The organism is Micromonospora sp. WMMB482, from assembly GCF_019038635.1.
GTDB classification, from domain to species: domain Bacteria; phylum Actinomycetota; class Actinomycetes; order Mycobacteriales; family Micromonosporaceae; genus Micromonospora; species Micromonospora marina.
The window spans coordinates 6,093,347-6,114,859 of the sequence record NZ_JAHOPD010000020.1 but is presented as its reverse complement, the minus strand read 5'-3'; the positions used below and the strand labels follow the sequence as shown (position 1 = coordinate 6,114,859).

The following is a 21,513-nucleotide window of genomic DNA, read 5'->3' as shown; positions in this document are numbered from 1 at the left end:
ACATCGGGGCCGGGAGCGCGTCAGTCCTCCGGGAGGCCCGGGCCCACCTCGCCGTGCGCCAGGTGCTCGGCATTGCGGTCGGCCTCGCTCTCCGCGTTCTCCGCACCGGCACCCGGATCCCGGGTACGCCGCCCCTCGGCGTCCTGGAACACCTGCCCGCGCTCGAGCGCGCCCTCCTGCTGTCGCTGGAACTGCTCCGGATCCGTCATGACCGTCAGGTGCCCCGGCGGCCGCGCGGCAAACCGGTACGTCAGCGCGGCGGCGCCACGTACAGATCGGTCTTGCAGCCGGTCTCGCCCGGCTCCAGCCAGATCCGGTCGTACCCGGGGGACTCGATCTTCCCGGCCGGCGTGCGGACGAGCAGGAGGCAGTCCCGTTCGGCCGGGACGCCCACGGCGGCGACGAGCGCGCCCTCGTGCACTGTCGTGTCGACGGTGATCCAGTTCTGCGGGAAGGCCGCCCGCACCGCGCCCGCCAGCGTGCCCGGGGTGGCGGTGCGCAGCACGGCGGTCAACCGCTGCCGCCCGTCCTCGGGCACCCTCGGCACCGGCGCGGCGGTGGGCGGCGGGGGAGCGGCGCCACTCGGACAGTCGATCTCGCGGTACGTCGTGTAGCGGTAGAGCTCGAACTCGTAGCGGTAGCAGCGTGTGGCCTCACCGGCGCTGTTGCTCGCGCCGCCGATCGACACCGGCGGCCGCTCCGGCACTGTCACCACGAACCGCACGTCGACGGTGGCCCGCTCGTTCCCGGCGGTGCGTCCGGACCAGGCCAGCGCCTCCCGCCGGACCGTCCCACCACCGCCCGACGCGGGTTCCTCCGCCTCCTGGACGATCTCGGCGGCCGCGATGGACGCGGCGTCGCGGGGCCGGTTGCGGTGCCCCAACTCCGTGTTGAGCTGCTTCGCCTCCACCGCCGCGGCGTCGCGCGCCAGCGCGTCGCCGCTCTCCTCCCCGAGCCCTCTCCCGCACCCCGCCGACGCGAGGAGGAACACCGCGAGCGTCCCGCGGATCCACCGGTGACGGGGCGGAGGTTTCGGCCCGATGGCGCTGCGTGTCCGGCTCACCGCGCCGACGTTACCGACGAGCCGGGCGCCACGCTGCCCCGTGCACGGGGGCCGTTGGTCCCGGGTCCGACAGACCCTCGGCCCTGCGATTCGGCCCTGCCCGCGCGGCATCCTGGGACTGCCCGGCGCGGGCGGCGACGACATGGAGGACGATGTGGTGATCAACGGCGGGCCCGCTACCGCGACGACGCCCACCGTGATCTCTGCGGCCCCCGTGAGCGGGCTCGGTTCGGCCGAGGCGGCCGCCCGGTTGCGCGCCGACGGGCCGAACACCGTGGCCGCCCCACGCAAGCGCGGGCTGGCCGGCCGGGTGTTCCGCCAGCTCACCGACCCCCTGGTGGCGCTGCTGCTGGCCGCCGCCGTGGTGACCACGCTGCTGCGCGACTACCCGGACACCGCCGTGATCGTGCTGGTCGTCCTGATCAACACGGCGATCGGCGTGGTGCAGGAGGTACGCGCCGACCGGGCCGTCGCCGCGCTGGACCGGCTCGCGGCACCGACCGCGCGTGTGGTCCGCGACGGCCGCGACCTCGTGCTGCCCGCCGCCGACCTGGTCCGCGGCGACCTGGTCCGGCTGGAGGCCGGCGACGTGGTGCCCGCCGACCTGGACCTCACCGACGCGGTACGCCTCAGCCTGGACGAGTCGGCGCTGACCGGCGAGTCGGTGCCGGTGGCCCGGGTCGCGGGGGAGGAGACGAGCGCGGGCACCGTGGTCACCACCGGCCGCGCCACCGGAACCGTGGTGCGCACCGGCGCGGCGAGCGCGCTGGGCCGGATCAGCGCACTGGTTGCGGCGACCCGGCCGGCACCCACCCCGCTGCAACGGCGCCTGTCCTCGCTCGGCCGGGTGCTCGGCCTGACCGCCGTGGTGCTCTCCGGGCTGGTCTTCGCCATCGGCGTGCTCGACGGGCGGCCGGTCACGCAGATGGCGGTCACCGCCGTCAGCCTCGTGGTGGCGGCCGTGCCGGAGTCGCTGCCCGCCGTCGTCACGCTCGCGCTCGCCCTGGGCGCGCGCCGGATGGCCGGCAGCCGGGCCATCCCCCGCCGGCTGCACGCGGTGGAGACCCTCGGCTCGGTCACCGTGATCGCCTCCGACAAGACCGGCACGCTCACCGAGGGCCGGATGGCGGTGCAGTACGCGGTCGTCCCCGGCCGCGACCGCTACGCCGTCACCGGCACCGGCTACGCGCCCGACGGAGAGGTGCACCACCGGGGCGAACCGGTGAGCGCCCCGGACGAGCTGCGCGCCCTCGCCCGCGCCGGACTGCTCTGCAACGACGCCACCGTGACGCCGCCGACCGACGAGCGGCCGGAGTGGACCGCGATCGGCGACCCGCTGGAGGCGGCGCTGGTCACCTTCGGTGCCCGCTGCGGCCTGGACCCGGACACCACCCGCGACGCCTGGCCCCGGGTGGCGGAGGCGCCGTTCGACCAGGACCTGCGCCGGATGACCACGGTGCACCGCCGCTGCGACGGCCGCTACCTGGTGGTCTGCAAGGGCGCGCCGGAGAACCTGCTGGCCGCGCCGCTGGTGGACGCCGACGCCGGGGAACTGGCCGAGCTGACCGACGCCGCGCACCGGCTCGCCGCCGAAGGGCTGCGGGTGCTGGCGGTGGCGTCGGCAGTGGTCGGCACCCCGCCGGACCCGGGCCGGCCGACCGGCCTGCGCCCGCTGGGTCTGGTCGCGGTCGGCGACCCGCTGCGCGCGGTGGCCCCGGGCATCGCCGCGGGCTTCGAGGAGGCGGGCATCCGGCTGGTCCTCATCACCGGCGACCACCCGGCGACCGCCGCCGCCATCGGCGGACGGCTCGGGCTCTGGCGCGACGGCGACCCGCTCGCGAACGGCGACGACGGCGACCCCGGCCGGGCCCACCCGGAGACCCGGGTGTACGCGCGGACCCAGCCGGAGCAGAAGCTCGACATCATCGCCGGGCTCCAGACCCGGGGGCACGTGGTGGCGATGACCGGCGACGGCGTCAACGACGCGCCGGCGCTGCGCCGCGCGGACATCGGCGTGGCCATGGGCGGTGGCACCGAGGTGGCCCGGCAGGCCTCCGACCTGGTGCTCGTCGACGACGACCTGACCACCGTGGCGACCGCCATCGGCGAGGGCCGCCGGATCTACGACAACATCCGCCGGTTCCTGCGGTACGCGCTCGCCGGTGGTGTGGCCGAGATCGCGGTGATGCTGCTCGGCCCGCTGTTCGGCCTGCCGGTGCCGCTGCTGCCGGCGCAGATCCTCTGGATCAACCTGCTCACCCACGGCGTTCCCGGGGTGGCGCTCGGCGCGGAACCGGCCGAACCGGGCACGCTGCGCCGGCCGCCCCGCTCGCCGCAGGAGTCGGTGCTCGGCGGTGGCCTGGGCCGGGACGTGCTGTTCACCGGCGCGCTGATCGCCGCGGCGACGCTCGGCGCCGGAGTGTGGGCCGCCGCGGCGGACCGGCCGTGGCAGTCGGTGGTGTTCGTGGTGCTCGGCCTGGCCCAGCTCGGCGTGGCGCTGGCGGTCCGCGCGATCCGTACCCCGGGCTCGCGCGAGCGCAACCTCGCCCTGCCGGTGGCGGTCGCGGTCTCCGCTGTGCTCCAGGTGGCGGGCGTGCTGCTGCCGCCGCTGCGCGAGCTGCTCGGCACGTCGCCGCTGGGCGCACTCGACCTGCTCGCCTGCGCCGCGATCGGCGTGCTGCCCGGGCTGGTGCTGCGGCTGACCCGCCACTTCCGCGGGACCAACGGCCCCCACGCCGGGACCGCCGGCCCTGCCCGGCCGGCCGCCTGACGGGCAGGCTGAGGACGAGTGAAGGAGGACGACATGACGATCCACTCGCAGGCCCCCGTCGTGGTGGGTGTGGACGGCTCCGCCGCCTCGCTGGACGCGGTCCGGGTGGCTGCCCGCGAGGCCGCCGACCGGAACCGGCCGCTGCGGGTGGTCCACGCCTTCATCTGGCCGCTGACCCGCGCGCCGCTCACCCCGGCCCCGGGTGCGCCCGCCGGCGCCGGCCTGCGCAACCAGGCCGAGCGGTGCGTCGCCGAGGCGGTCGCCGAGGCGGGCAAGGTCGCGCCGGACGTTCCGGTGACCGGCGTGGTGGTCGACGGCGCGCCGGCGGCGGTGCTGGTCGCCGAGTCCCGCGACGCGGCGCTGATCGTTCTCGGCCACCGCGGCCTGGGCGGATTCGCCGGCCTGCTGATCGGCTCGGTCACGCTCCAGGTGTCGGCCCGCGCGCACTGCCCGGTGCTGGTGACGCGCGGCGAGGCGCGCGCCGACGGTCCGGTCGTGGTCGGTGTGGACGGCTCCGAGCTGTCCACGGCGGCCGTCGGGTTCGCGTACGAGGAGGCCGCCCGCCGGGGCGCGTCGCTGATCGTGGTGCACGCCTGGCTGTACCCCACCCCGATCGGCCCCGGCGACATCCTGCCCCTGGTGTACGACCCGGAGGCGCTCGCCGAGGAGTCCCGGCGGGTCGTCGCCGAGTCCGTCGCCGGCTGGTGCGAGCGCTACCCGGACGTGTCGGTACGGCAGCTGTCGGTCCGCGGCGCCCCGGCCCGGATGCTGGTGGAGGAGTCGAAGGACGCCCAGCTGGTGGTCGTCGGCGCGCACGGCCGGGGCGCGCTGGGCGGGCTGCTGCTCGGCTCGGTCAGCCACGCGGTGCTGCACCACGCCCACTCGCCCCTGGTGATCGTGCGCAACGGCGCCTGACCCCGCGACAGCGCCTGACCCCGCGACAGCGTCAGGTGCTGCGGACCGTGGTCAGGTCGGCCAGCCCGGAGATGGTCAGCAGCGGCTCCAGCAGCGGGCCGGCGACCAGCGCGATCCGGCCGGCGTGCGGGAACAGCGTGGCCAGCCCGGCGCTGTCCAGGTACTCCACCTTGGTGAGGTCCACGACCAGCGGTTCGCCGTCGGGGCGCACGGCCTCGGCCAGCGCGTCGGCGAAGGCGGACGCGTTACTCATGTCGATCTCGCCCACGGCGGCCAGCACGCGCACGCCGTCGGGACTATCGCTCGTGGTCAGAGTCAGGGACGTGCTCATGGCGTGATCCTCGCCTGCATGTCGACTGTGGTGCCGGTGGCTCCCGGGGTGACGCTGATGCTGTCCATCAGCGCGCGCATCAGCACGAGTCCGCGGCCGCGGTGCGGGCCGGAGGGCTGGTCCCGGTCCCGCCAGTGACCGCTGTCGGTGACGCTCAGGCGCAGGTCGCCGGCGGTGGCGGCGGCGCGCAGCCGGATCGGGCCGCCCGGGTGGTCGCGGTGCCCGTGCTCGATCGCGTTGGCGCACGCCTCCCCGGCCGCCACCAGGATGTTGTAGGCGTGCGCCGGGGCCAGCCCGCAGCGGTCCAGCCAGCCCCGCAGCGCGGTACGGACCTCGGCCAGGTGTGTCGGCTCGGCGGGGAACTCCAGCTCCAGCGGCCCGGGGTGGCGGTAGAGCAGCAGCGCCACGTCGTCGTGGTAGCCCCCGTCCGGGGTGAGCCGTTCCATGATCTCGGTCGCCAGGACCTCGACCGGCGCGTGGTGTCCTTGCTGGATGGCGCCGGTGGCGCGGGCGATGCCGGCGGTGATCGGCTGGCGGCGTCGTTCCACCAGGCCGTCGGTGTAGAGCATCAGGGTGGCGCGCGGGGCCACCGTCGCCTCCGCCTCCGGGCGTTCCTGGCCCGGACGGACGGCCAGTGGCCGGGACCGGCCGTGTTGCAGCAGCTCGGGAGTGCCGTCGGCGCGGACCACGATGGCCGGTGGGTGACCGGCGCTGGAGTAGCGCATCAGGCCGGTTGCCGGGTCGAGCACGCCGCAGAAGACGGTGGCGCAGGACGCCCCCGGCAGCAGCGCGGCGAACCGGTCGAGGGCCGCGAGTGTGCGGGCCGGGCTCGGGTCCTGCAACAGCAGCGCGCGGCAGGCGCTGCGCAGCTGCCCCATCACCGTCGCGGCCCGAAGGCCGTGGCCCACGCAGTCGCCGACCACGATGCCGATGCGCCCGTCCGGCAGTTCGACGGTGTCGTACCAGTCGCCGCCGACCTTGAGCGGCATCGCGGCGGGGGAGTACCGAACCGCGAAGCCGGCGGGCAGCCGCGCCGGACCGAGGATCGCCCGTTGCAGGGCCAGCGCGGTCTCCCGCTGCTGGTCGATCTGGTGCACCCGGTGCAGCCCCTGACCGATGTGGCCGGCCAGCAGCGCCAGCAGCGTCTGGTCCTGTTCGGTGAAGGGCCGCTTCTCGCCCAGGTCGATCCAGAGCGCCATGGTGCCGTGCGGGTGTTCGACGGCGATGCCGGCGCCGTGCGTACGCGTCGCCACCGGGGTCAGCAGCGGGGTGTCCCGCAGCGCGAGCAACGCCTGCCGGCGTTCCGGCGGCAACGTGTCCCAGCGTGCCGCCGGGTCGGTGGCGGTCACGTCGGGGGCGGGCAGGTCGCCGAAGACGGCGGTGAGCACGCCGGCGGCCCGCCACAGCTTGCGCAGCTCGTCCAGCACCCCGAGCAGCGCGTCGGTGAGGTCGTCCGCCTGGGACAGCCGCATGCTGAGCCCGGCCAGGGCGGTCTCCCGCTGCACGGCGTAGTGCTCGGCGGTGACGTCGCGGAACGTGCCGACGATCATCCGCCGGCCGCTGTCCGGGTCGTCGACCTGGTTGAACGCGGCCGAGATCCAGATCCGGTGCCCGTCGCGGTGCGTCACCGGCACGGTGTACGTGCCCCGGGTCTGCCCCACGAGCGTCGAGAACGCCGCGGCCACCTGGCGGTGCGCGTCGGGCTCGGCCTCCCGGTCCGGCCACCACGGGTGCACCGCCGGATAGGGCAGGCCCTCGGTCCCGTAGCCGAGGATGCCGGTGAACGCCTTGTTGATCTCGACCACCGCGCCGTGCGCGTCGCAGACGAAGAACGCCTCCTGCAACGAGTCGACGAGCGCGGTACGCCAGCGGGCGTGGTGGTTGCGCAGCCGGGCCAGCTCCACGTTCGCGCGTACGCGGGCCAGCAGCTCGGCGGCCGGGAACGGCTTGACCAGGTAGTCGTCGGCGCCGGCCTCCAGCCCTTCGATCGAGGCCTCCTGCCCGGCGCGGGCGGACAGCAGCAGCACCGGAGTGCCGGCCGTGCGCTGGTCGGCGCGCAGCGCGGCCACCAGTTGCAGGCCGTCCAGGCGGGGCATCATCACGTCGCTGACCACCAGGTCGGGGGTGTGCGCGCGGGCGGCGTCCAGCGCGTCCTGCCCGTCGGCGACCGCGTGCACCTCATGCCCGGCCGAACGCAGCAGCCGGGTCAGGTACTCCCGCATGTCGGCGTTGTCGTCGGCCACCAGGACGCGGGCCGGCGCCCCGCCGGACAGCGGCTGGACCGGTCCGCCGGCCGGGTCGTCCCCGGCGACCACGGCGCCCGGGTCGGCGGGCAGCCAGCGCAGCGCCTCCTGCACGAACGGCTCGGCCGACGCCGGTGTCCGGCCGGTGCCCGCCGGGGCGAGCGCGTCGGCGGGCAGGTGACCGGTGCCGAACGGCAGCCGGATCGTGAAGGTGGTGCCCCGGCCCACTGTGCTCTCGGCGTCGATGTCGCCGCCGTGGAGCGTGACCAGTTCCCTGACCAGGGCGAGGCCGATCCCGCTGCCCTCGCCGGAGCGGGAGCGGGCGTTCTCGATCCGGTGGAACCGCTCGAACAGGCGCGGCATCTCGTCGGCGGGTACGCCGATGCCGGTGTCGGAGATCCGCAGCACCGCCGCGCCGCCCTCGCCGCGCAGCTCCACCCGGATGGTGCCGCCGAAAGTGAACTTCAACGCGTTGCTGAGCAGGTTCAGCACCACCTTCTCCCACATGCCGAGGTCCAGGTGCACCGGCTCGGGCAGGGGCGGGCAGTCGACCTCGAAGGACAGGCCGGCCCGTTCGATCGCCGACCGGAACGCGCTGGCCAGGTCGGTGGTCACCGCGGCCAGGTCCACCGGCTCGTAGCGGGCCTGCATCCGCCCGGCCTCGATCCGGGAGAAGTCGAGCAGGCTGTTGACCAGCTTGCCCAGGCGCAGCCCGTTGCGGCGGATGACGTCCAGCTCGGCGCGGACCTGCTCGTCGGCGTCCGGCAACCGGCCACGCAGCTCGTCCAGCGGCCCCATGATCAACGTCAGCGGGGTGCGGAACTCGTGGCTGATGTTGGAGAAGAACGCGGTCTTCGCGCGGTCCAGCTCGGCGAGTTCCTCGGCCCGCCGCTGCTGCGCCTGGTAGCTACGGGCGCTGGCGATCCCGGTCGCCAGGTGCCCGGCGGTCAGCTCCACGAAGCCGCGGTACCCGTCGTCCAGCGCCCGGTAGCGGTTCAGCCCGGCGACCAGGAATCCGTACGGTGCCCCGCCCTGTTGTCGCAGCGGCACCAGCAGCGCCTCGGCCGGCGCCGCGGGCCAGACACCGGCGGGCAGGTCCGTGAAGGCCGGGCCGTCGAGCGTGACCCGCACCGGCTCGCCCTCGGCGAGAGCGCCGGCCGGCCACGGGGCGGCGGGGTCGCCCAGGGACAGCGTGGCGGGTGCCGCCGGGTGGCCCTCCGCCAGTCCGGTCGCCTCCACCAGCCGGGCGCGGTCGTCGTCGTACAGGTAGGTGAGCGTGAACGGCAGATCCCGCGGATTACGGGCCAGCTGGCGGCTGACGAACGCGAGCGTCTCCCGCTCGGTGCGGATGACGCTCGGATCCGAGCCGAGGTCGCGCAGCGTGGCCATCCGCCGCTCACCGATGACCCGCTCGGTGTCCTCGCTGACCACACAGAGCATCCCGACCAGACTGCCGTCGTCGTCGCGCAGCGGGCTGTAGGAGAACGTGTGGTACGTCTCCTCCCGGTAGCCGGCCCGCTCCAGGAACAGCAGCAGGCCCTCGTCCCAGGTCGCCTCGCCGGTGCGCAGCACGGAGTCGACGCGGGGACCGATGTCGTCCCAGATCTCCGCCCACACCTCGTTCGCCGGGCGCCCCAGCGCCCACGGGTACTTGCGGCCGAGCGTGTCCCGCCGGTAGGCGGCGTTGCAGAAGAAGGTGAGCTGCGGCCCCCAGGCCATCCACATGGAGAACCGGGAGGACAGCAGGATCCGCACCGCGGTCCGCAGGCTCTGCGGCCAGGTGCCCGGCGGGCCCAGGGGGTGCGCCGACCAGTCGATCCGCGCCAGGTCCGGCCCGATCTCACCGTCGACGGCGAAGACGTCGGCTCGCGCACGCGGGTCGGTGTCAGCGCCGCTCATCGCACGAGTCTCCCCCACCCCGTCGGATCCCGCTCGTCCGGGCCGCGTCGCGGCCTCGTGGTCGCATTCTTGCCCCGTCGCGTCCCCGGCACTCCACCCGGGGCGGGGAGATCCGACTCACGTGAGAGCAGAGATTCGCGGGCGGCAAAAAGAAGGGCAAGGAGACAACTCTCCTCGCCACTATCAACGTATACCGCACCCCGGGTCTTGCCGCAAGGCCCCAGTGATGCCGCACAATCATCGGCCGATGCGGGTTGAGCTGCGAAAACGGGGGCACGGCATGACCGGACGGTACGTGTGGCAACTGCACGAGGCCGATGAGACGCGAATCGCCGAGGTCGGCGGCAAGGGCGCCGGTCTGGGGGCGCTGACACGGATCGACGGGGTGCGCGTACCCGATGGTTTCTGCGTCACGACCGACGCCTTCCGGCTGGTGGCGCGGACGCCGGCGCTCGCCGGCCCGCTGGCGCGGCTCGCCGGCGCGGACGCGGACGACCCGGCGGGGCTCCGGACGGCCGCCGCCGAGGTCCGTCGCGCGGTCGAGCGGACCGCCCTGCCGGGCGACGTGGCGGCGGCGGTCACCGCCGCGCTGTCCGGGCTCGGTGCGGACGCCGCGTACGCCGTGCGGTCGAGCGCGACCGCCGAGGACCTGCCGACCGCCTCGTTCGCGGGCCAGCAGGACACCTACCTGAACGTGGCCGGCACGGCCGAGGTGCTGCGGCACGTCAGCCGCTGCTGGGCCTCGCTGTTCACCGACCGGGCGGTGACCTACCGGCGGCGCCACGGCATCGACGACCGGGCCGTGGACATGGCGGTGGTGGTGCAGCGCATGGTCGTCCCGGACGCTGCCGGGATCATGTTCACCGCCGACCCGGTCACCGGCGACCGGACGGTGGTCTCGGTGGAGGCCGGGTTCGGTCTCGGTGAGACCCTGGTCTCCGGCCTGGTGAACCCGGACGTCTTCACGGTGCGCGCCGGCGTGGTCGCCGGCCGGGCGATCGGCACGAAGGCGCGGGCCGTGCACGCGGCGCCCGGCGGCGGCACCCGGGAGACACCCGTCGACCCGGCGCGGCAGGCGTCCTCCGCGCTGACCGACGCGCAGGCGGTACGCCTGGCCGCACTGGGCCGGCGCATCGAGGCGCACTTCGGCTGCCCGCAGGACATCGAGTGGGCCCTGACCGGCGACGACGTCCACATCCTCCAGAGCCGGCCGATCACCACGCTGTTCCCGGTGCCGGCGGCCGCCGCCGACGGGCGGTTCCACGTCTACCTGTCGGTCGGCCACCAGCAGATGATGACCGACGCGATGAAGCCGCTGGGCCTGTCGATGTGGCGGCTGACCGCCATGGCGCCGATGCACGAGGCGGGCGGCCGGCTGTTCGTCGACGCCACGCCGCACCTGTCGACGGCGGCGGGCCGTGCCGCGTTCCTGGGCATGATCGGCCGGGCCGACCCGCTCACCCGGGACGCGCTGGAGACGGTCCTCGCCCGCGACGTCGTACCGGCCGCGCCGGACCCGGCCCCGGCCGGGCCGCCGGCGGGCGGCCCGCCGCCCCCGATCGGCACCGACCCGGCGATCGTCGCCACGCTCGTCGAGCGCAGCCGGGCGTCCCTCGCCATCCTGCGCCGCGACGTCGGCACCCGGTCCGGGCCCGAGCTGTTCGACTTCCTGACCGAGGCGTTCGCCGAGCACAAGCGGGTGCTCGCCGATCCGCTGAGCGCTCAGGTGATCATGGCGGGGATGCAGGCCACCTGGTGGCTCGACGACAAGCTGGGGGAGTGGCTGGGCGAACGCGACGCGGCCGACACGCTCACGCTGTCCGCGCCCGGCAACGTCACCGCCGAGATGGGGCTGGCGCTGCTCGACGTGGCCGACGTGATCCGCGCGCACCCCGAGGTGGTGGCGTTCCTGCGGGACGCCGCCGCCGACGACGGGTTCCTCGACGAGTTGCCGAAACTGCCGGGCGGCGCGCAGGCGCGCGCGGCCGTCGAGGGCTACCTCGACCGGTACGGCATGCGCTGCCTCGGCGAGATCGACATCACCCGGCCGCGGTGGAGCGAGCGGCCGGCCACGCTCGTGCCGCTGATCCTGGACCACGTCCGCACCTTCGCCCCGGGCGCCGCCGCGCGCCGGTTCGCCCACGGCCGGGAGCGGGCCCAGGCGAAGGCCCGGGAGGTGCTCGACCGCCTGCGTGCGCTGCCCGGCGGCGAGCACAAGGCCGCCGAGACGCAAGCCATGATCGAGCGGGTACGGATGTTCGCCGGCTACCGGGAGTACCCGAAGTACGACATCGTCAGCCGCTACGCCGTCTACAAGCAGGCGCTCATGGCGGAGGCCGATCGGCTGGCGCGCGCCGGTGTGCTCGCCGATCCGGAGGACGTCTTCTTCCTCACGTTCGACGAGTTCCGCGAGGCCGCGGCCACCGGCCGGGTCGACGCCGGGCTCATCCGCAGGCGCCGGGAGGAGTTCCGGGCACACCAGGCACTCACCCCGCCCCGGGTGCTCACCTCCGACGGCGAGGCGCTGAACGGGTCGTACCGGCGCGACGACGTGCCACCGGGCGCCCTGGCCGGGCTGCCGGTCTCAGCCGGCGTCGTCGAGGGCCGGGCCCGGGTGGTGACGGACCTGGCCGGCGCCGACCTGGAACCGGGCGACATCCTGGTCACCGCGCACACCGACCCGAGCTGGACGCCGCTGTTCGTGGGCGCCGCCGGGCTGGTGACGGAGGTGGGCGGCCTGATGACGCACGGCGCGGTGATCGCCCGCGAGTACGGCCTGCCCGCGGTGGTGGCGGTGCCGGACGCGACCCGGCTGATCCGCGACGGCGGCCGGATCCGGGTGCACGGCACCGACGGGTACGTCGAGCTGCTGTCCTGACCGGCGCGGCATGCTCGATGATGGAGGTGCGGCGAGCGGGGAGGCGCGATGCGGATCGGGGAACTGTCGGCGCGGACCGGGGTCAGCGCCCGGTCCATCCGGTACTACGAGCAGCAGGGCCTGCTCGCCGCCGTGCGCACCGCGAGCGGGCAGCGGGTCTTCGCCGAGTCGGCGGTGGACCGGGTCCGGCTCATCCAGCGGCTGTTCGACGCCGGGCTGAGCAGCCGCCGGATGGCCGAGCTGCTGCCCTGCGTGACCGATCCGGAGATCCGCACCTCGTGGCTCACCGACCGGCTCCGCGAGGAGCGGGCCCGGATGACCGCCGAGATGGCACGGCTCGCGCACGCCGTCGCGGTGCTCGACGACGTGATGGCTGACATGGCGGTGACCGAGGACACGCGGGCTCCGGCCGCCTGAGGGCTTGCCCTTGACACCGGTGTCAACTCCTAGCGTCGGGTCATGAACGCGATCCTGGACACCGCATCGCCGGTGGCGCCGCTGCTGGAACCCGTCACCGTCGCCGGGCTGCCGTTGCCGTCCCGCTTCGTGATGGCGCCGATGACCCGTAACCGCGCGCCGGGCGGTGTGCCGACGCCGGAGATGGCCGACTACTACCGGCGCCGCGCCGCCGCGGGCATCGGCCTCATCGTCACCGAGGGTGTGCTCGTCGACCATCCCAGCGCCGGTCACGAGGACACCGTGCCCCGGATGACCGCCGGCGCGGCCGAGGCCGGCTGGCGGGACGTGGTCGAGGCGGTGCACGCCGCGGGCGGCCGGATCGCCGCGCAGCTGTGGCACCTGGGCAGCCTCCGCGAGCCGGTGGACGGCGCTCCGGCGTGGACTCCCTCGGGGGTACGCGAGCCGGGCCGCCCGGCGCCGCGTGCGATGACCGCCGCCGACGCGGACGTGCTGCTGGCGGCGTACGCGGACGCGGCAGGGGTGGCGGTGCGGGCCGGGTTCGACGCGATCGAGATCCACGCCGCGCACGGCTACCTGCTCGACGAGTTCCTGTGGCCGTACACGAACCGCCGGACCGACGCGTTCGGTGGCTCACCGGCGCGGCGGGCGGCGTTCCCGGCGGCGGTGGTGCGTGCGGTACGCGCGCAGGTTCCGGCTCCCCGCCCGGTGATCGTGCGGTTCTCCCAGTTCAAGGAGCGGGCGTTCGACGCGCGGATCGCCGAGACCCCGGCCGAGCTGGCGCAGATCCTCACCGCGTTCGCCGAGGCCGGCGCGGACGTGCTGCACGCCTCGCAACGCCGCTTCTGGCAGCCCGCGTTCCCCGGGTCGGCGCTGAACCTGGCCGGCTGGGCGAAGCGCCTCACCGGCCTGCCGTCGATCACCGTGGGTTCGGTCGGGCTGCGGCGGGACTTCCTGCGCCCGGACGGTCCGGAGTCGGTGGCGGGCCTGGCCGCGCGGCTGGCGGACGGGGAGTTCGATCTGGTCGCGCTCGGCCGCGCGCTGCTGGGCAACCCGGCGTGGGTGACGCACGCCGCCGCCGGACGGCTGGGCGAGATCGTCGACTACCGCAAGGCGCACGAGGACGTCTATCCCTAGTCGGCGGGGGTTGACGCCGGGGATGTTATCGCTCACAGTCGATGGCAGGGCATCACACCACAAGGCTCACCGGGCGAGCCGCGCTGGTCGTACCTCGGCACCACCGCCACCGGACGCGGGGTCGAGGGGTCGCACCACCACCATCGCGCAACCCCGGAAGAGGAATCCGCATGAGACGAAAGAGAGCCTTGCTGACCACCGGCATCCTGGCCGGCGCGCTCGCCGCCGGGATGGCGGTGGCCCTGGCGCCGGCTGCGAGCGCCGGAACCACGCTGCGCGCGGCGGCGGCCGAGAAGGGCCGCTACTTCGGCGCCGCGGTCGCCACCGGAAAGCTGTCCGACAACACGTACGCGACGGTGCTGAACCGCGAGTTCAACTCCGTGGTGGCCGAGAACGAGATGAAGTGGGACGCCACCGAGCCGCAGCAGGGGCGGTTCAGCTACGGCGGCGGCGACCGGCTGGTCAGCCACGCCCGGGCGAACGGCATGTCCGTGCGCGGGCACACGCTGCTCTGGCACGCCCAGCAGCCGTCGTGGGCGCAGAACCTGACCGGCAGCGCGCTGCGCAACGCCGCGATCAACCACGTCACCCAGGTCGCCACGCACTTCCGCGGGCAGATCCATTCCTGGGACGTGGTGAACGAGGCGTTCGCCGACGGCGGCAGCGGCGGGCGCCGCGACTCGAACCTCCAGCGCACCGGCAACGACTGGATCGAGGCGGCCTTCCGGGCTGCCCGCGCCGCGGACCCGGGCGCGGAGCTCTGCTACAACGACTACAACACCGACGGCATCAACGCGAAGTCGACCGGCATCTACAACATGGTCCGGGACTTCCGGTCGCGCGGCGTGCCGATCGACTGCGTCGGGTTCCAGTCGCACCTGGGCACCACGCTGCCCGGTGACTACCAGGCCAATCTTCAGCGTTTCGCCGACCTGGGCGTCGAGGTGCAGATCACCGAGTTGGACGTGATGACCGGCGGCAACCAGGCGAACATCTACGCCGCCGTCACCCGCGCCTGCCTGGCGGTGTCCCGCTGCACCGGCATCACCGTGTGGGGCGTGCGGGACTGCGACTCGTGGCGCGGCTCGGACAACGCGCTGCTGTTCGACTGTGCGGGCAACAAGAAGGCGGCGTACAACGCGGTGCTGGACGCGCTGAACGCCGGCGGCAACAACCCGCCGCCGACCACGACCCCGCCGCCGAACAACCCGACCACCCCGCCGCCGGGCCAGGGCGGGTGTTCGGCCTCGGTGTCGCTGAACTCCTGGACCGGTGGATTCGTGGCCACGGTGAGGGTGACAGCGGGCTCGTCGGGCACCCGGGGATGGACCGTCACGATGACCCTGCCGGGCGGCGCGAGCATCACCAACACCTGGAGCGCGACCGCCAGCGGGAGCAGCGGGACGGTGCGGTTCGCGAACGTGAGCTACAACGGCCAGCTCGGCGCCGGGCAGAGCACCGAGTTCGGGTTCCAGGGCAACGGCAGCGGATCGGGCATGACGCCCACCTGCTCCGCGACCTGAGCCGGGCCACCGCGGGGGCGGCGCGCCCTCGCCCCCGCGGTGCTCGGCCACGCCGTCCCGTCCGACCTGGACTGTCGTCTCTGTTACGAGAAAGAGACATGCGCATTTCGCGCGATTGGTTGACGGGGCAACTTGTGAGCGTTAACACTCCCGGTGAGGGTTACCTGTGTCACAGGGACCGCCACGACAGGGAGGATGCTCGTGCGCAGACGACTTCTGGCCGCACTCGGCGGCGCCGCGCTCGCGATCAGCCTGGCCGCCTGCAGCGGCGAGGGTGCGGGAGGCGGCGGAGACACCAGCTCGGCCAAGCCCGGCGACCTGACGATCGGCGTCTCGATGCCGACCCAGACCTCGGAACGGTGGATCGCCGACGGCAACTCGGTGAAGGAGAAGCTCCAGGCCAAGGGCTACAAGGTCGACCTCCAGTACGCCGGGGACGACATCCCGACCCAGTCGCAGCAGATCGACCAGATGATCACGCAGGGCGCGGACGTGCTGGTCATCGCCCCGATCGACGGCACCGCGCTCAGCGGCCAGCTTCAGGCCGCCGCCGCGGCGAACATCCCGGTCATCTCCTACGACCGGCTCATCCGCAACAGCCCGAACGTCAGCTTCTACGTCAGCTTCGACAACTACAAGGTCGGCGTGGCGCAGGCCAACGCGCTCCTGGTCGGGCTCGGCCTGCTCACCAAGGACGGCGCCAAGGGCACCGCGACCGGCCCGTTCAACGTGGAGCTGTTCGCCGGTTCGCTCGACGACAACAACGCCGGGTTCTTCTTCAACGGCGCGATGGACACGCTCAAGCCGTACTTCGACGCCGGGACGCTGAAGGTCAAGTCGGGGCAGACCAAGATCGAGCAGGCCGCCATCCTGCGCTGGCAGCAGGAGACCGCGCAGAAGCGGATGGAGGATCTGCTCACCTCCAGCTACAACGACGGCAGCAAGGTCGACGGCGTGCTGTCGCCGTTCGACGGCCTGTCCCGGGGCATCATCACCGCCCTGCAGAACGCCGGCTACCGCGGCGGCGCCAAGAAGATGCCGGTGGTGACCGGCCAGGACGCCGAGGTCGCCTCGGTCAAGCTGATCAACGACGGCGTGCAGAGCTCGACCGTGTTCAAGGACACTCGGCTGCTGGCCGAGCAGGCGGTCGTCGCCGCCGAGGCGTTCCTGCGCAAGGAGGAGCCGGAGGCCAACGAGACCAAGGCGTACGACAACGGCGTCAAGGTCGTGCCCGCGTTCCTGCTCCCGGTGCAGACCGTCTACAAGGAGGACATCAAGTCCGTCCTGATCGACTCCGGCTACCTGACGGAGCAGGAGGTCGCCGCGGGCCGGGCCGGCTGACCCGCGCCACCGGGCCCGTCCGCTCCGGACACCACGACCACGAGCAGGACGGACATCCATGAGCGATCACATCCTCGAGATGCGGGGCATCACGAAGACCTTCCCGGGCGTGGCCGCGCTCCAGGACGTCTCGCTCGCCGTACGGCGCGGCGAGATCCACGCGATCTGCGGTGAGAACGGCGCCGGCAAGTCCACCCTGATGAAGGTGCTGTCCGGCGTCTACCCGGCGGGCAGCTACGACGGCCAGATCGTCTTCGACGGCCAGCCGGTCGGGTTCCGGGGGATCCAGGACAGCGAGGCCCGCGGCATCGTCATCATCCACCAGGAACTCGCCCTGGTGCCCTACCTGTCGATCGCCGAGAACATCTTCCTCGGCAACGAGCGCCGCGGGCGCGGCGGGCTGATCGACTGGCACCGGACCAACGCGGAGGCCGCGGCGCTGCTGCGGTCGGTCGGGCTGCACGAGAACCCGGTCACCCCGGTCGTCCAGCTCGGCGTCGGCAAGCAGCAGCTCGTGGAGATCGCCAAGGCGCTGTCCAAGAAGGTGCGGCTGCTGATCCTCGACGAGCCCACGGCGGCACTCAACGACGTCGACTCGGCGCACCTGCTGGACCTGATGCGCCGGCTGCGCGACCAGGGCATCACCTGCATCATGATCTCGCACAAGCTCGGCGAGATCACCGCCGTCGCCGACTCGACCACCGTCATCCGCGACGGCCGTACCGTCGAGACGCTGGACATGTCCGGTGGCGCCGTCACCCAGGACCGGATCATCCGCGGCATGGTCGGCCGCGACCTGGCCGCCTTCTACCCGACCCGCAGCGTGACGCCCGGCGACGAGGTGCTGCGCATCGAGGACTGGTCGGTGCGCCACCCGACCCAGGACCGCCTGGTCGTCGATCGGGCCTCGCTGCACGTGCGCGCCGGGGAGGTCGTCGGCATCGCCGGCCTGATGGGCGCGGGGCGCACCGAGCTGGCGATGAGCGTCTTCGGCCGGGCGTACGGCCGGGACATCAGCGGCCGGTTGTTCGTCAGGGGCCGCGAGGTGCGGGCGCGCACGGTGGCCGAGGCCATCGCGAACGGCATCGCGTACGCCACCGAGGACCGCAAGCACTACGGCCTCAACCTCATCGACGACGTGCGGGGAAACATCTCGGCCGCCGCGCTCGACAAGCTGGCCCGGCGCGGCTGGATCGACGGCAACCGTGAGATCCAGGTCGCCGAGCGGGGCCGGCGCGACATGAACATCAAGGCGCCGACGGTGATGTCCGTGGTGGGCAAGCTCTCCGGCGGCAACCAGCAGAAGGTCGTGCTGGCGAAGTGGCTGTTCACCGACCCGGACGTGCTGATCCTCGACGAGCCGACCCGGGGCATCGACGTGGGCGCGAAGTTCGAGATCTACACGATCGTCAACCGGCTGGTGGCCGACGGCAAGGCCGTCGTGCTCATCTCCTCCGAACTGCCCGAGCTGCTCGGCATGTGCGACCGCATCTACACCCTGGCGGCCGGCCGGGTCACCGGGGAGATGCCGGTGGCCGAGGCCACCCAGGAGAACCTGATGGAACTCATGACCAAGGACAGGGATCTCGTCCGATGACCAGCACGAAGCCTCCCCCCGCCTCGAAGATCGCCACCCCGGACACCGGCGCGGCGGCGACCCTGCACACCGGCACCAGCGATCCGCGCGCGCTGATCCTGGGCAACCTGCGGCAGAGCGGCATCTACATCGCCCTGGTGGTGATCGTGGCGTTGTTCGCGGTCCTCACCGACGGTGTCTCGCTGAGCCCCGGCAACCTGACGAACATCGTCCTCCAGTACTCCTACATCCTGGTGCTCGCGATCGGCATGGTCATCGTGATCATCGGCGGGCACATCGACCTGTCCGTGGGTTCGGTGGTGGCGCTCACCGGAGCGGTCTCGGCGGTGCTCGTCATCCGCGAGGGCCTGCCCTGGTGGGCCGGTGTCCTGGCCGCGCTCGCGGTGGGCGTCGCGGTCGGCGCGTGGCACGGGATCTGGGTCGCGTACGCCGGCATCCCGGCGTTCATCGTCACCCTGGCCGGCATGCTCCTGTTCCGTGGCCTGACGCTGCGCGTGCTGGACAACATCTCGCTGTCGCCGTTCCCGGAGGAGTACCAGCGGGTCGCCGCCGGCTTCCTCAACGGCCTGCTGGGCGGCCAGGGCTACGACGCCTTCACGCTGTTCATCGGCGCGTTCGCCGTGGCCGGGTACGCGGTGAGCGTGTTCCGGACCCGGGTCGCCCGGGTGCGCCACGAGCAGCCCGTGGAGTCGTTCCCGCTGTTCGTCCTGCGGATCGTGGTGGTCGGCGCCGTGGTCATGTGGTTCGCCTGGCAGCTCGCCCACGCCCGGGGCCTGCCCATCGTGCTGATCGTGCTCGCGGTGCTCGTGCTCGTCTACGGCCTGCTCACCCGCCGTACGGTGTTCGGCCGTCAGGTGTACGCGATCGGCGGCAACCTGCCCGCGGCGATGCTGTCCGGGGTACGGGTGAGGCGGGTCAACTTCTGGATCTTCGTCAACATGGGCTTCCTGTCCGCCGTGGCGGGCGTCATCTACTCGTCCCGCTCCAACGGGGCCCAGCCGGCGGCGGGCAACATGTTCGAGCTGGACGCGATCGCGGCGGCCTTCATCGGCGGCGCGGCCGTCACCGGTGGCGTCGGCACCGTGGTCGGCGCCATGGTGGGTGGCCTGATCATGGCGGTGATGAGCAACGGGATGCAGCTCATGGGCGTCGACCAGTCCGTCCAGTCGGTGGTGAAGGGTCTGGTGCTGCTCGTCGCGGTGGCGTTCGACATCTGGAACAAACGCCGGGCCGCCGGCGCCCGGTGACGGCCGGCCGGACGCTCGCCCCTTCGTCCGGCCGGCCGCCGTTCACCGGCGGTAGCCGCTCACACCCGGCTCCACCGTTGGTTGGCGTTGCCGTGGCAGGTCCAGACGATCACCCGGGTGCCGTTGGCGGTGCCCGCGTTGTCGACGTCGAGGCACAGGGACGGGAAGCGCCCGTTGCTCACCGTGCCGTTGCCGTTGATCGTCCACTGCTGGTTGGTGCCGCCGTTGCAGTCCCAGATCTGCACCCGCGTGCCGGCCGTCGCGTTGGTCGGCACGTCGAGGCACTTGCCCAGCACCTGCAATGTCTGCCCGTTGGCGGTGAACCGCTGGTTGGCGTTGTTGTGGCAGTCCCAGATCAGGGTTCCGGTGCCGTTCGCGGTGCCGGCGTTGTCGACGTCGAGGCACCGGCCGGACGACTCGCTGCGCAGCCGGAACGTGGCCGGGACCGGCGGCGGGGTGGTGGTCCCGCCGCCGCTGACCCGGTAGACCACTGTGCCGTGCGCGGGGATGCTGGCGGAGATCGCGCCGGTGCTGCCGGAGGTGGCGTTGGTCCACGCGTCGCGCAACGTGAACGAGCTGCCGCTCTTGCCGATCGCCGCCGCCGTGGTGGAGACGGTCGTGGTCGAGCCGCCCTGGTTGAACAGGGCCACCGCCACGTCGCCGTTTGCCAGCGGCTTGGCCAGCACACGCCGGGTGCCGTCGAAGGAGACCTGGACCGCCTGGCGGCCGAGCGTGTCCTGGTTGATCGCGACCAGGTTGGCGTTGCGCAGGATCGCCAGCGTGGCCGCGTTGGCCGAGCGTACGTCGTTGCCCATCATCAGCGGCGCGGCGAGCATCGACCAGAGCGCGAAGTGGCTGCGCATCTCGGTGTCGTTCATGCCACCGTTGCCGACTTCGAGCATGTCCGGGTCGTTGAACCCGCCGGGCGCGGCGTACCCGGCCAGCGGCACCGTGACGTCGACGATGTTCTGGATGCCCATCGGGTAGCCGTTGGTCTGGCCGGTGTTCCACGCGTTGGTGATGTCCTCGGTGGTCCGCCACAGGTTCGCCACGTCGCTCCAGTTGCGCTGCGGCCCGGTCTTCGCGTGGTAGCTGTTGGGGTTGATGCTGTAGACGATCGGCCGGCCGGTGGAGGCCAGCGCGTCGCGCATGATGCCGAACCGCGCCACCTGGTCGTTGATGGTCCCGGTGCCGGAGCACCAGTCGTACTTGAGGTAGTCCACGCCCCAGGCGGCGAACTGCCGCGCGTCCTGGTACTCGTGGTTGAGGCTGCCGGTGGCGCCGGGGAACGCGCCGCCGACCTGGGCGCAGGTCTTGTCCAGCGGCACCTGGTAGATGCCGAACAGCAGGCCCCGGGCGTGCAGGTAGTCACCGAGCGCCTTCATCCCGCTGGGGAACCGTTGCGGGTGTGCCTGGAGGTTGCCCTGCGCGTCCCGGTTCGGGTTGAACCAGCAGTCGTCCACGACGACGTACTTGTATCCGAGGTCGCGCAGTCCGTTGCTGACGATCGCGTCTGCGGTCTGGCGGATGAGGGTCTCGTTGATGTTGCAGCCGAAGGTGTTCCAGGTGTTCCACCCCATCGGCGGCGTACGGGCGACGCCGTTGTCCAGCGCCCGGGCGGGGCGCGGGGCCACGGCCTGGTCGGTGACTGTGGCGGCGAGCGCCACCGCCGCGACGCCCAGGACGGCGAGCGTCCGTCGGGTCCATCTGCGCACTGATCCTCCTCGGTCGCCGGGCGCCGGCCGTGCCGGCGTCCGTGGGGAGCGGCCCGCCGATCGCGCGGCGCCGCCCGTGGTTGCACGGGGACGTGGGCGGCACGGCAGTGGAGAGGGGCCGGCCGGACACCGGCGGGCGCTCGTGGGTGGTGGGTCCGGCGGGCGACGGGGTCGCCGTCCGCGTCGCCGCCCGGCTGTGGCGCCGGGGTTTCCCGGACGGCGGCGCCACGAAGCAGGGATGGCAGAAATGTTATCGCTGACATCAAGCTCTGTAAATAGTTAGGACTGCTGAGCCGGCTCGGTCGACACCCCTCCGGCTGGATGCCGAGATCAGTAAAAGTGCCGCTGAGCAGTCATCTACGAGCCTGGAGTACGCCCTCCGAGCCCGTCGGCGTGCCGCGTCGATCTCGCCCGCCTGTCGGGCGATGGAGGCATTG

14 protein-coding genes are annotated in these 21,513 nt (G+C 73.2%); 9 read left to right on the top strand and 5 right to left on the bottom strand.

Annotated features, from left to right (window positions below; genetic code table 11):
• Window positions 1-20 precede the first annotated feature (20 nt).
• Both KSK32_RS29775 and KSK32_RS29770 read right to left on the bottom strand, forming a co-directional pair.
• Window positions 21-209 carry a ribonuclease gene (locus KSK32_RS29775; protein WP_216934772.1) on the bottom strand — a complete coding sequence of 63 codons (189 nt, stop codon included), beginning with the start codon at window positions 207-209 and terminating at the stop codon, window positions 21-23.
• 41 nt (window positions 210-250) lie between these two features.
• Window positions 251-1,063 carry a hypothetical protein gene (locus KSK32_RS29770; RefSeq protein WP_289256424.1) on the bottom strand — a complete coding sequence of 271 codons (813 nt, stop codon included), beginning with the start codon at window positions 1,061-1,063 and terminating at the stop codon, window positions 251-253.
• A gap of 142 nt (window positions 1,064-1,205) precedes the next feature.
• On the opposite strand from KSK32_RS29770, the gene KSK32_RS29765 reads away from it, so the two are divergent.
• Both KSK32_RS29765 and KSK32_RS29760 read left to right on the top strand, forming a co-directional pair.
• Window positions 1,206-3,833: a cation-transporting P-type ATPase gene (locus tag KSK32_RS29765; protein WP_254187240.1), complete on the top strand. Its 2,628-nt coding sequence runs from the start codon at window positions 1,206-1,208 to the stop codon at window positions 3,831-3,833.
• A 33-nt stretch (window positions 3,834-3,866) separates the two neighbouring features.
• Window positions 3,867-4,748: a universal stress protein gene (locus tag KSK32_RS29760; RefSeq protein ID WP_216934769.1), complete on the top strand. Its 882-nt coding sequence runs from the start codon at window positions 3,867-3,869 to the stop codon at window positions 4,746-4,748.
• A 31-nt stretch (window positions 4,749-4,779) separates the two neighbouring features.
• Here the strand turns inward: KSK32_RS29760 and KSK32_RS29755 are convergent, their stop codons facing one another.
• Together KSK32_RS29755 and KSK32_RS29750 are read right to left on the bottom strand one after the other, a co-directional pair.
• On the bottom strand, window positions 4,780-5,079 hold the full coding sequence (locus tag KSK32_RS29755; RefSeq protein WP_216934767.1) for an STAS domain-containing protein: 300 nt from the start codon (window positions 5,077-5,079) through the stop codon (window positions 4,780-4,782).
• Window positions 5,076-9,221: a SpoIIE family protein phosphatase gene (locus KSK32_RS29750; protein ID WP_216934765.1), complete on the bottom strand. Its 4,146-nt coding sequence runs from the start codon at window positions 9,219-9,221 to the stop codon at window positions 5,076-5,078. The genes KSK32_RS29755 and KSK32_RS29750 overlap by 4 nt, the downstream gene beginning before the upstream one ends.
• 280 nt (window positions 9,222-9,501) lie before the next feature.
• Here KSK32_RS29750 and rph point away from each other — a divergent pair, with 280 nt between their 5' ends.
• The 7 genes from rph (at window position 9,502) to mmsB (ending at window position 19,361) form a co-directional block, all read left to right on the top strand.
• The gene (rph, locus tag KSK32_RS29745) at window positions 9,502-12,099 is read left to right on the top strand and encodes a rifamycin-inactivating phosphotransferase (RefSeq protein WP_216934763.1); all 2,598 of its coding nucleotides are present in this window, start codon (window positions 9,502-9,504) and stop codon (window positions 12,097-12,099) included.
• 48 nt (window positions 12,100-12,147) lie between these two features.
• Window positions 12,148-12,516 carry a MerR family transcriptional regulator gene (locus KSK32_RS29740; RefSeq protein ID WP_216934761.1) on the top strand — a complete coding sequence of 123 codons (369 nt, stop codon included), beginning with the start codon at window positions 12,148-12,150 and terminating at the stop codon, window positions 12,514-12,516.
• Window positions 12,517-12,558: 42 nt separating this feature from the next.
• Entirely contained in the window at window positions 12,559-13,653 is a 1,095-nt protein-coding gene (locus tag KSK32_RS29735; protein WP_216934759.1) for a 12-oxophytodienoate reductase, read from the top strand.
• 170 nt (window positions 13,654-13,823) lie between these two features.
• Window positions 13,824-15,176, top strand: a complete 1,353-nt coding sequence (locus KSK32_RS29730) for an endo-1,4-beta-xylanase (RefSeq protein WP_216934757.1) — start codon at window positions 13,824-13,826, stop codon at window positions 15,174-15,176.
• A gap of 201 nt (window positions 15,177-15,377) precedes the next feature.
• A complete protein-coding gene (gene chvE / locus KSK32_RS29725; protein WP_216934749.1) occupies window positions 15,378-16,517 on the top strand; it encodes a multiple monosaccharide ABC transporter substrate-binding protein in 1,140 nt (379 codons plus the stop codon).
• A 58-nt stretch (window positions 16,518-16,575) separates the two neighbouring features.
• The gene (mmsA, locus tag KSK32_RS29720) at window positions 16,576-18,114 is read left to right on the top strand and encodes a multiple monosaccharide ABC transporter ATP-binding protein (protein WP_216934747.1); all 1,539 of its coding nucleotides are present in this window, start codon (window positions 16,576-16,578) and stop codon (window positions 18,112-18,114) included.
• Entirely contained in the window at window positions 18,111-19,361 is a 1,251-nt protein-coding gene (gene mmsB, locus KSK32_RS29715) for a multiple monosaccharide ABC transporter permease (RefSeq protein WP_216934745.1), read from the top strand. The genes mmsA and mmsB overlap by 4 nt, the downstream gene beginning before the upstream one ends.
• Window positions 19,362-19,420: 59 nt before the next feature.
• Here mmsB and KSK32_RS29710 read toward each other — a convergent pair whose 3' ends face one another.
• Window positions 19,421-21,076 carry a ricin-type beta-trefoil lectin domain protein gene (locus tag KSK32_RS29710; RefSeq protein ID WP_216934743.1) on the bottom strand — a complete coding sequence of 552 codons (1,656 nt, stop codon included), beginning with the start codon at window positions 21,074-21,076 and terminating at the stop codon, window positions 19,421-19,423.
• Window positions 21,077-21,513: the final 437 nt, after the last annotated feature.

Bases quoted from the DNA above. Each gene is read 5' to 3' on its own strand.
- KSK32_RS29775 (WP_216934772.1), bottom strand. From the start codon at position 209: ATGACGGATCCGGAGCAGTTCCAGCGACAGCAGGAGGGCGCGCTCGAG.
- KSK32_RS29765 (WP_254187240.1), top strand. From the start codon at position 1,206: ATGGAGGACGATGTGGTGATCAACGGCGGGCCCGCTACCGCGACGACG.
- KSK32_RS29760 (WP_216934769.1), top strand. From the start codon at position 3,867: ATGACGATCCACTCGCAGGCCCCCGTCGTGGTGGGTGTGGACGGCTCC.
- KSK32_RS29755 (WP_216934767.1), bottom strand. From the start codon at position 5,079: ATGAGCACGTCCCTGACTCTGACCACGAGCGATAGTCCCGACGGCGTG.
- KSK32_RS29750 (WP_216934765.1), bottom strand. From the start codon at position 9,221: ATGAGCGGCGCTGACACCGACCCGCGTGCGCGAGCCGACGTCTTCGCC.
- rph (WP_216934763.1), top strand. From the start codon at position 9,502: ATGACCGGACGGTACGTGTGGCAACTGCACGAGGCCGATGAGACGCGA.
- KSK32_RS29740 (WP_216934761.1), top strand. From the start codon at position 12,148: ATGCGGATCGGGGAACTGTCGGCGCGGACCGGGGTCAGCGCCCGGTCC.
- KSK32_RS29735 (WP_216934759.1), top strand. From the start codon at position 12,559: ATGAACGCGATCCTGGACACCGCATCGCCGGTGGCGCCGCTGCTGGAA.
- KSK32_RS29730 (WP_216934757.1), top strand. From the start codon at position 13,824: ATGAGACGAAAGAGAGCCTTGCTGACCACCGGCATCCTGGCCGGCGCG.
- mmsA (WP_216934747.1), top strand. From the start codon at position 16,576: ATGAGCGATCACATCCTCGAGATGCGGGGCATCACGAAGACCTTCCCG.
- mmsB (WP_216934745.1), top strand. From the start codon at position 18,111: ATGACCAGCACGAAGCCTCCCCCCGCCTCGAAGATCGCCACCCCGGAC.